The 9,087-nt window shown below is 66.0% G+C and carries 11 protein-coding genes and 1 pseudogene; 7 read left to right on the plus strand and 5 right to left on the minus strand.

Annotated elements, in window-relative coordinates:
- Window positions 1-131: 131 nt before the first annotated feature.
- The 4 genes from ACT53T_RS06670 to ACT53T_RS06685 all read right to left on the minus strand — a co-directional run bounded on the left by ACT53T_RS06670 (window position 132) and on the right by ACT53T_RS06685 (window position 3,173).
- On the minus strand, window positions 132-1,106 hold the full coding sequence (locus tag ACT53T_RS06670) for a GlxA family transcriptional regulator (RefSeq protein WP_476160617.1): 975 nt from the start codon (window positions 1,104-1,106) through the stop codon (window positions 132-134).
- A 31-nt stretch (window positions 1,107-1,137) separates the two neighbouring features.
- The gene (locus ACT53T_RS06675; protein ID WP_476160618.1) at window positions 1,138-1,704 is read right to left on the minus strand and encodes an isochorismatase family protein; all 567 of its coding nucleotides are present in this window, start codon (window positions 1,702-1,704) and stop codon (window positions 1,138-1,140) included.
- Between the two features lie 114 nt (window positions 1,705-1,818).
- Window positions 1,819-2,253: a DUF3047 domain-containing protein gene (locus ACT53T_RS06680; protein WP_476160619.1), complete on the minus strand. Its 435-nt coding sequence runs from the start codon at window positions 2,251-2,253 to the stop codon at window positions 1,819-1,821.
- Window positions 2,250-3,173 (minus strand): LysR family transcriptional regulator, encoded by a 924-nt coding sequence (locus ACT53T_RS06685; RefSeq protein WP_476160626.1) that lies wholly within the window; start codon window positions 3,171-3,173, stop codon window positions 2,250-2,252. Before ACT53T_RS06685 ends, ACT53T_RS06680 begins: the two co-directional genes overlap by 4 nt.
- 165 nt (window positions 3,174-3,338) lie before the next feature.
- On the opposite strand from ACT53T_RS06685, the gene ACT53T_RS06690 reads away from it, so the two are divergent.
- From ACT53T_RS06690 to ACT53T_RS06705, 4 genes are all read left to right on the plus strand, one after another.
- Complete coding sequence (locus ACT53T_RS06690) at window positions 3,339-3,953, plus strand: FMN-dependent NADH-azoreductase (protein ID WP_476160620.1); 615 nt, start codon at window positions 3,339-3,341, stop codon at window positions 3,951-3,953.
- A gap of 50 nt (window positions 3,954-4,003) precedes the next feature.
- Window positions 4,004-4,414: a DoxX family protein gene (locus tag ACT53T_RS06695; protein WP_476160621.1), complete on the plus strand. Its 411-nt coding sequence runs from the start codon at window positions 4,004-4,006 to the stop codon at window positions 4,412-4,414.
- A gap of 115 nt (window positions 4,415-4,529) precedes the next feature.
- The gene (locus tag ACT53T_RS06700; RefSeq protein ID WP_476160622.1) at window positions 4,530-5,579 is read left to right on the plus strand and encodes an Atu2307/SP_0267 family LLM class monooxygenase; all 1,050 of its coding nucleotides are present in this window, start codon (window positions 4,530-4,532) and stop codon (window positions 5,577-5,579) included.
- The gene (locus tag ACT53T_RS06705; RefSeq protein ID WP_476160623.1) at window positions 5,572-6,549 is read left to right on the plus strand and encodes a glutathione S-transferase family protein; all 978 of its coding nucleotides are present in this window, start codon (window positions 5,572-5,574) and stop codon (window positions 6,547-6,549) included. Before ACT53T_RS06700 ends, ACT53T_RS06705 begins: the two co-directional genes overlap by 8 nt.
- A 3-nt stretch (window positions 6,550-6,552) precedes the next feature.
- Here ACT53T_RS06705 and ACT53T_RS06710 read toward each other — a convergent pair.
- A pseudogene (locus tag ACT53T_RS06710) lies at window positions 6,553-7,157 on the minus strand (GlxA family transcriptional regulator); the annotation flags it as partial.
- A gap of 98 nt (window positions 7,158-7,255) precedes the next feature.
- Here ACT53T_RS06710 and ACT53T_RS06715 point away from each other — a divergent pair.
- The 3 genes from ACT53T_RS06715 to ACT53T_RS06725 all read left to right on the plus strand — a co-directional run.
- Window positions 7,256-7,594, plus strand: a complete 339-nt coding sequence (locus ACT53T_RS06715) for a TrbC/VirB2 family type IV secretion system protein (RefSeq protein ID WP_476160624.1) — start codon at window positions 7,256-7,258, stop codon at window positions 7,592-7,594.
- On the plus strand, window positions 7,594-7,872 hold the full coding sequence (locus ACT53T_RS06720; RefSeq protein ID WP_003612050.1) for a VirB3 family type IV secretion system protein: 279 nt from the start codon (window positions 7,594-7,596) through the stop codon (window positions 7,870-7,872). The genes ACT53T_RS06715 and ACT53T_RS06720 overlap by 1 nt, the downstream gene beginning before the upstream one ends.
- Before the next feature lie 7 nt (window positions 7,873-7,879).
- The coding region (locus ACT53T_RS06725) for a VirB4 family type IV secretion/conjugal transfer ATPase (protein ID WP_476160625.1) at window positions 7,880-9,087 on the plus strand (1,208 nt) is incomplete at its 3' end.

Below are 9,087 nucleotides of genomic sequence, written 5' to 3' on the forward strand. Positions count from 1 at the left end.
CGCTGCCGCGTGAGCCTGACGTTTCGCAAAGCGATGTGAGGCCTGTGCGATGTGGCGAGCCGACGCCATCCCGCGGACCATCGCCGGGCCCCGGCGGGCGATCTGTCGAGCAATCTGGACGTTCATTGCGTCTATTCGGTAGTCCTCTCCGCTTCGCGCATGCGGCTCGGCGGGAGATTGTGATGGCGTCCCCAGGCGCGACGCAGCTGGCGCGCCGAAGCGAAGCCGGCGCGCTCGGCGATCGTCTCCATGTCGAGACGCGAGCCGGCCAAAAGCTCCCGCGCCAGCGCGACGCGCATGCGGTTCACATAATCGGTGACGCTCATGCCCGCATGCGCGTTGAACAAGCGGGAGAGATTGCGCGGGCTCGTCGCCGATGCGCGCGCCAGCTGTTCGACCGACCACTCGCGCGAGGGATCGGCGGCGATCGCGTCCTGAACGCGGTGAATGACTGGGTGGATGTGATTGCGCCCTTCGAGCCAGGGCGAGAGCTGCGGGTCGTCGCCGCCGCGCCGCAGATAGACGACGAGATGGCGCGCCACGGCGAGCGCCGTCGCATGTCCGGCCATTTGCGCGACGATGTGCAGCATGAGGTCGACGCCCGCCGTCACGCCCGCGCTGGTGAAGCGCTCCCCGTCCTCGACATAGAGGCGATTCTCGCGGACGCGCGCCGCGGGCGCGAGGCGCGCGAGCTCGGCGACGCAGGCGTGATGAGTCGTGCAGTCATGACCGTCGAGCAGGCCGGCGCGCGCGGCGAGCAGCGCGCCCGAGCAGATCGACACGAGACGAACTCCAGGCCGCACCGCGCGCGCGAGCCAGTCGACGATCGCCGACTCGTGAACGGCGTCCTCGTCGCGGCCTTGGCCCGCGACCGCGAGCGGCTCCTCGACGCTGCCGGGAACGACGACCAGCGCGCCATCCGGCAGACGATCCGACAGCGGCGCCACGCCGGCGATCTCGAGGCCGATGGAGCTGCCGACGCTCGGCGCGGGACCGACATAGACAATCCTGAAGCGGACCGCATCCTGTTCTAGATTCGCCTTGCGCAAAACCTCGATCGGCCCCGCGACGTCGAGCAGCAACAGGCGCGGCGGCGCGACGACCAAGACGTCGACGTCCTTCGCCCTCGGGCTGTCGCTAAGCCGCGATCTCTTCCGGGCGCCCAAGCAGAGCCTCCTCGACCGTCGCGATGCGCGCGAAACGCCCCGCGAGCACCAGTTCCGTGCGCGCCCGGATTTCAGCGGAGCTCCATTCGCGTCCAGCGGCGTCGGCCATCGGAAATGTCAGTGTCGCCTCACCGACGAAATCGACCGCATAGCCGAGGTCCGAAGCGTGGCGCGTCGTCGTCTCGCAGCATTGTTCCGTGCGAATGCCGGAGACGATGAGGCGGCGCAAGCCATTCTCGATCAACCAGACGTCGAGCCCGCTGCCGACGAGCGCGCTGTGCCGTCGCTTGCGGAAGATCGCATCCGGTGCGATGGCGAGCGGCTCCAGCGTCCTCACGAAGCCGGAGTTCTCGGCGAATGGTCCGGAATCGGCGACATGGAAGACCTGGACGATCGGGATCGCGGCGGCTTTCGTTCCGTCGATCAATGCTTGGAGACGGCCGACGAAAGGCCACGCATTGTCGTCCCGCCAATAGGGACGCCGACGAAAAGATTCCTGAGCGTCGACGACGACGAGCGCCGTGTCCGAAGCGGACATTTCGATCCTCCCATCCGTTGAATGGAGAACATCTTACGCTCTATGATCCAAGGCGAAAGACCATATCCAGACACAAAGCGGACAATTCGCGCCATCCCGCTTTCGAGCGGCGCCTCAATAGACCGACACGATTTCCTTGTCGGAGCCGATCTCGATCTCGCCGAACTCTCCCAATCCTTCGCTTCGCCCCATCACGCTGGTTCCGATGAGCCAGATCTGCGTGATCCTCTTCGGCGGCTCGCCGCCGACCGCCTTACGATAATCCTCGAAGACGTCGCGCGACTCCGCAAGCCATTTGCCCAGATCGCCGCTCCCGGAGCGCGCCACGAGATGCGTCTCGCGGGTCGCCCAGGTGGGGAACGGACAGCGAAAGCTCGCGCCGACCAGCAGGCTGGAGTTCCAGAAATAGGTGAGGTCCTGGCCGTTGTCGAACTTCACCGCTATGCTGATGTAATCACGGGCCAAGACGGCGTTTTCCACGCTCCGCGAAGGCAGCCTGTCGAGCTTCCACTTCCATCGCAGCGTCGTCCCCGGCGAATAGAAAATCATGCGATCGCGTCCGCGTCGCGCATCTGCTTCGGACAGAGCGCGAGACGTTCGATCATCCAGCGGCCCGCCGGTCCCGGCGGATCGGACGCCCGATAGACGACGGACATCGGCAAGGCGAGCCCGCCGGAAGGTATGTCCTCGATCGCGAGCTCGACCAGCCGACCGGCGTCGAGATCGGATTGGACGGTATGACGAGGCATTCCGCCCCAGCCCAGTCCGTTCAAAAGAAAGGCGTGCTTCGCGAAGAGATCTGCGAGGCGCCAGGTGGTCGGCGCCATGACCCCGAACTCACGCCCGGCCGTCAAGGCGGAGCGATCGGTGAGGACCAGCTGGACGTGCCGGGCCAGCTCCTCCTTCGGAATGACGCCGCTCCAAGCGGCCAACGGGTGGTTCGCTGCCGCTACCATCAACAAGCGCACGTGGGTCAGGCGCTCGGCGACGAGCCCGCCAGGCAACATAGGCAAGGGTCCCGCGATGCCGAAGCTCGCGCGTCCGTCGATCACCGGCTCCACCGACGCCCCGAGCGCCTCGACATAGAGCCGCAGCGGCGTGCGGGGAAACTGCTCGCGGAATTGGGTCGCCGCCCCGGCCAGAGCCTCGATCGGAAAGAAGACGTCGACCGCGATCGCCAGCTCGGCCTCGAGCCCGGCGGCCATTCCTTTGGCGCGCGCCTTCAGGCCGTCGACGCCGGATAGGACCTGCCGCGCATCGGCGACGAGGACAGCGCCTTCGCTCGTCAGCCGGGGATAGCGCCCGCTGCGATCGAACAAAGAGACGCCCAGATGCGCCTCCAAGCTGCCGATCGCTTCGCTGATGGCCGATTGGGTGCGCGACAGCCACCGCCCCGCGGCGGAAAAACTGCCCTCATCCACAGCGGCGAGGAAAGCCCGCAACTGATCCAGAGAGACCCCGTCCAGCATAGCGTGTCTCCAATCCATCGGATTATCCGATGGTAAGTATAAATATATGCCGGCTTCTCCTGTTCGCGCAACCATGCGACCTACACACTCATGTTTCGCGCTCTGAAAAACCTCTTCGCTCGCAAAGCTATGACGCCTCACGCAGGCGGCTCGGAGGAGTTCCCAATGACGACGATCCTGCACATCGATTCCAGCATACTCGGCGGATATTCGGTCAGCCGCGCGCTCACCGCGGAGGTCGTGGCGAAAGAGCTGGCCCTTCATCCGGGCGCGCGGGTGATCCGCCGCGACCTCGTCGCCGAGCCCGCGCTCCATCTCTCGGATGCGCATATCGCAGTCTTCCAGGGCGGCGAGGCGCCGAGCGCGGCCCTCGGCCAGGATCTCGCGCTCGGCGCCGCCTATATCGACGATCTCTTCGCCGCCGACATCATCGTGATCGGCGCGCCCATGTATAATTTTTCGGTCCCCTCGCAGCTCAAGGGCTGGATCGACCGTGTCTGCGTCGCCGGCCGCACCTTCCAATACGGCCCCAATGGTCCGCAAGGGTTGCTGCCCGTGGGCAAGAAGGTCTTCATCGCCTCGACACGGGGCGGCGTCTACACCGGCGACAGCCCGGCCGCCGCGCTCGAACATCACGAGAGCTATCTGCGCGGCGTTCTCGGCTTCATCGGCCTGATCGACGTCACCATCATCCGCGCCGAAGGCCTCAATCTCGGCGAAGAGCCGAAGACGGCCGCCATTGCCGGGGCGAAAGCCCAAATCGCATCGCTCGCCGCCTGACCCGGCGGCGCCCCTTCCCCCCATCGCCGAACCTCTGGAGCTCTATCGACATGAATCAGACCAACGCCTCCAATCCGACCAACGCCTTCGCCTTCGTCGGCCGCCTGCTGATCGCCGCGCTCTTCATCCTCGGCGGTCTCGGCAAGCTCGCGGCCCCGGAGGCCACGCAAGGCTATATCGCCTCGGTCGGATTGCCTGCCCCGCTTCTCGGTCTGGCAGTCGCTGTCATCGTCGAGGCCGGTGGCGGCCTCCTTCTGCTCATCGGATACAGGGCGCAACTCGTCAGCCTGGTCCTGGCGGCCTTCACGCTCATTTTGGCCGCGATATTCCACAAGAATTTCGCCGATCAAAACCAGATGATCCACTTTCTGAAGAACATCGCCATCGTCGGCGGCCTTCTTCAGATCGCCGCCTTCGGCGCGGGCTCGTTCAGCCTCGACGGCCGCCGCCTCCGGGCCTGATCATGCGTTCGGCGTCGAGAAGGCTTCTCTCCTACTCGACGCCGTCGACGGCCTTTTGTCGAAGGGCGCCGCGAGCAAGCGACGCGCTCCCCCGTCTGATTCTCGAGGAAGCGGCATGGAAATCGGCGTCGACAGCTTCGCGGCGATCATCCCCGATCCTGCGACGGGGAAAATCATTTCGGCCGCCGAGCGGATGGAGCGTCTACTCGACGAAGTGGCGATCGCCGACCGCGTCGGGCTCGATGTGTTCGGCGTCGGCGAACATCATCGCAAGGAATTTCTCGACGCGGCGCCCGCTGTGATCCTGGCCGCCGCCGCCGCGCGGACTCGGCGAATCCGCCTGACCAGCGCCGTCACCGTGCTCAGCGCCGCCGATCCGGTCCGCGTCTTTCAGGAATTCTCGACGCTCGACCTCATCGCGAAAGGACGCGCCGAGATCGTGGTCGGACGTGGATCCTTCGGCGAGGCCTATCCGCTGTTCGGCCTCGCCATGCAGGACTATGACGCCCTTTTCGCCGAGAAGCTCGACCTGCTCCTGAGGCTCCGCGACGAGATCCATGTCACATGGAAAGGACGCTTCCGGCCGCCGCTGACCGGCCAGGGCGTCTTCCCCAGACCGCATCAGGCCCGCCTGCCGATCTGGGTCGGCGTCGGCGGCACGCCGCAATCCTTCATCCGCGCCGGAGCGCTGGGCCTGCCGCTCATGGTCGCGATCATCGGCGGCGACTTCCGGCGCTTCCGCCCGCTCGTCGATCTCTATCGGCAGGCGGGCCGTCGCGCCGGCCATGCGGACGAGATGCTCCAGGTCGGCGTTCACGCAATGGGCTTCGTCGGCGACACCGACCAGGCCGCCAGGGACGCTTTCTTCCCAGGATGGGCTTACATGTTCACAGAGATCGGCCGTGAACGAGGTTGGTCGCCCGTCACGCGCGCCGGCTTCGAGGCGATGTGCTCGCCCCATGGCGCCTTTCTGATCGGCGACCCGGAGACTGTCGCCCGGCGTGCGCTCGCAGCGAACGAGGCGCTGGGCGGCGTTTCGCGGCTCACCTTTCAAATGAGCTCGGCGATGCTGAATGCCAATGCGATGAGCCGCTCGATCGAGCTTCTCGGCGCAAAGGTCGCGCCTATGATCCGCGCTGCGATGAAGGAGAAGGTCCATGGGTGAGCTGATCGCCGGCCAGTGGCGGCGCGGCGGCGTCGAGAAGCTCCTCGAGGACGGCCGGCTGCGGCGCCCAACCTCCATATTCCGCGATTGGATCGGCCTGAACGACGCCGACAAGGCGCCCGCCTTTCCGGCCGAAGCCGGCCGGTATCATCTCTATGTCTCGCTCGCTTGCCCCTGGGCGCATCGCACGCTCATCATGCGCCGACTGAAGGGCCTGGAAGAGCTCGTCGGCCTTTCGGTCGCGCATTGGCTGATGGGGGAGGACGGCTGGTCGTTCCAGCCCGGCCCGGGCGTCATCCCAGACACCGTGAATGGCGTGCAATGGCTGCATCAGCTCTACACATTGTCCGAGCCGGACTGCAGCTCGCGCGTAACCGTTCCGGTGCTCTGGGACAAGGACAGCCGCCAAATCGTTTCCAACGAATCCGCAGAGATTCTGCGGATGTTCAACAGCGCCTTCGATCGCATAGGCGCGGCGGAAGGCGACTATTATCCAGCCGAGCTGCGCAGCGAGATCGACGCCATCAACGAGCGCGTCTACGCCGGCCTCAACAACGGCGTCTATCGCGCCGGCTTCGCCGCGACGCAGGCGGCCTATGAGGCCGCGGTCGCGGATGTTTTCGAGACGCTGGACTGGCTCGAGCAGCGCATTGAGACCCGACGTTTCCTCGTCGGCGAGCGGCTGACCGAAGCCGACATCCGGCTGTTCACGACGCTGGTGCGGTTCGATGTGGTCTATTACGGCCACTTCAAGTGCAATTTGCGGGCGCTCGTCGATTATCCCGCTCTCTGGCGCTATACGCGGGCGCTCTACCAGCACCCGGCGATCCGCCCGACCGTCGATTTCGGTCACATCAAGGGCCATTATTATGGCAGCCATCCCTGGCTGAATCCGAGCGGCGTCGTTCCGATCGGCCCACGACGCGATTTCGATGCTCCGTCTCGTGATAATCCCGCAGGAGTGTCGTGACCGGGAGGCGAAGCCGGTGCGTTCGGCGATCGTCTCCATGTCGAGACGTGAGCCGGCCGAAAGCTCCCGCGCCAGCGCGACGCGCATGCGGTTCACATAATCGGTGACGCTCATACCCGCATGCGCGTTGAACAAGCGGGAGAGATTACGCGGACTCGTCGCCGATTCACGCGCCAGCGCCTCGACCGACCACTCGCGCGACGGCTCGGCGGCGATGGCGTCCTGCGCGCGGTGAATGACGCGGTGGATGTGATTGCGGCCTTCGAGCCAGGGCGAGAGCTGCGGATCGTCGCCGCCGCGCCGCAGATAGACGACGAGATGGCGCGCCACGGCGAGCGCCGTCGCATGTCCGGCCATTTGCGCGACGATGTGCAGCATGAGGTCGACGCCCGCCGTCACGCCGGCGCTGGTGAAGCGCTCCCCGTCCTCGACATAGAGGCCATTCTCGCGGACGCGCGCCGCAGGCGCGAGGCGCGCGAGTTCGGCGACGCAGGCGTGATGAGTCGTGCAGTCATGGCCGTCGAGCAGGCCGGCGCGCGCGGCGAGCAGATCGACACGAGACGAACGCCAGGCCGCACCGCGCGCGTGAGCCAGTCGACGATCGCCGACTCATGAACAGCGTCCTCGCGACCGTCGACGGCCTCGATCCATCTACCGGCGATTACAGAGTCCTTCCGATCGCTACACATGTCGCAGGAGACCGATCATGACGCCCTTTGCTCCGCATCGCCGATTCGCCCGACGCATCGTCACCCTCGCCGCCATCGTCGCCTCCGCGGTGATCACGTCTTCTTCGGCCCACGCCTCGGGCTCGTCGATGCCATGGGAGACTCCGCTCAACCAAATTCTCGAATCCATCCAGGGTCCTGTCGCCAAGATCATCTCCGTCATCATCATCACGGTGACCGGCCTTACGCTCGCCTTCGGCGACACGTCGGGCGGCTTCCGCCGGCTGATCCAGATCGTCTTCGGCCTATCGATCGCCTTCGCCGCCAGCTCCTTCTTCCTCTCCTTCTTCTCCTTCTCCGGCGGAGCGCTGATCTGATGAGCGGTTTCAACAGCGCCGAGGACGTCCCCGGCTTCTTCGTCCCCGTGCATCGGGCGTTGACCGATCCGATCCTGCTCGGCGGCGCGCCGCGAGCGGTCGCGATCGCCAATGGCACACTCGCAGCGGCGATCGCGCTCGGCCTTCGCCTTTGGCTTCCCGGCGCTCTGTTCTGGGCTGTCAGCCACAGCGCCGCGGTCTGGGCGGCCAAGCGCGATCCGCAATTCGTCGAGGTCGTGCGCCGCCACCTGCGCTATCCCGCTTATTTCGGTGTGTGAGGCTCCGATGCTCAATCTCGCCGAATATCGCGGCCGCCCGACGAGCCTCACCGATTTCCTGCCCTGGGCCGCTCTCGTCGCCGATGGCGTCGTTCTCAACAAAGACGGCTCGTTCCAGCGCACCGCGCGCTTCCGCGGCCCCGATCTCGACAGCGCGACGCTGGCCGAGCTCATCGGCGTGACGGCCCGCCTCAATAATGCGCTGCGCCGCGTCGGCTCCGGTTGGGCCATTTTCGTCGAAGCCGATCGGGTGCCGGCGCAACATTATCCGCACGACCGCTTTCCCGATGCGGCTTCTGCGCTCGTCGATCTCGAGCGACAGAATGCCTTCGAGGAGGCGGGCGCGCATTTCGAGAGCCGCTATTTCCTGACGCTCCTCTGGCTGCCGCCGGAGGAGGACGCGTCGCGCGCCGAGAATTGGCTCTATGAAGGCCGCGCGCAAGACGGCGTCGATCCATGGGAGCTGCTGCGAGGATTCGTCGACCGCTCGAACCGCGTGCTGCAATTGGTCGAGAGCTTCATGCCCGAGGCGGAATGGCTCGACGATGGCGAGACGCTGACCTTCCTGCATTCGACGATCTCGACGCGCCGTCAGCGCGTCCGCGTCCCAGAGACGCCGATGCATCTCGACGCGCTGCTCGCCGATGAGCCGCTCACCGGCGGGCTGGAGCCGCGGCTCGGAAACGCGCATCTGCGCATTCTGACCATCGTCGGCTTTCCGAGCGTGACCCATCCCGGCATTCTCGACGAGCTCAATCGCCTCGCCTTCCCCTATCGCTGGTCGACGCGCGCCATCCTGCTCGACAAGACCGAGGCCGTTCGGCTGCTGACGAAGATTCGGCGGCAGTGGTTCGCCAAGCGAAAATCCGTCGCCGCCATCATCAAGGAGGTGATGACCAACGAGGCTTCGACCCTCGTCGACTCCGACGCGGCGAACAAGGCCGCCGACGCCGACGTCGCGCTGCAGGAGCTCGGCGCGGATGACGTCGGCCAGGCCTATGTCACCGCCACCGTCGCCGTCTGGGACGACGACCCGGCGATCGCGACGGAAAGGCTGCGTCTCGTCGAGAAGGCGATCCAGGGCCGCGACTTCACCTGCATAGCCGAAGGCGTGAATGCGGTCGAAGCCTGGCTCGGCTCTCTTCCCGGTCACGCCTACGCCAATGTCCGCCAGCCGCCGATCTCGACGCTCAATCTCGCCCATATGATTCCGCT

It is taken from the genome of Methylosinus sp. DMC45 (genome assembly GCF_056313885.1).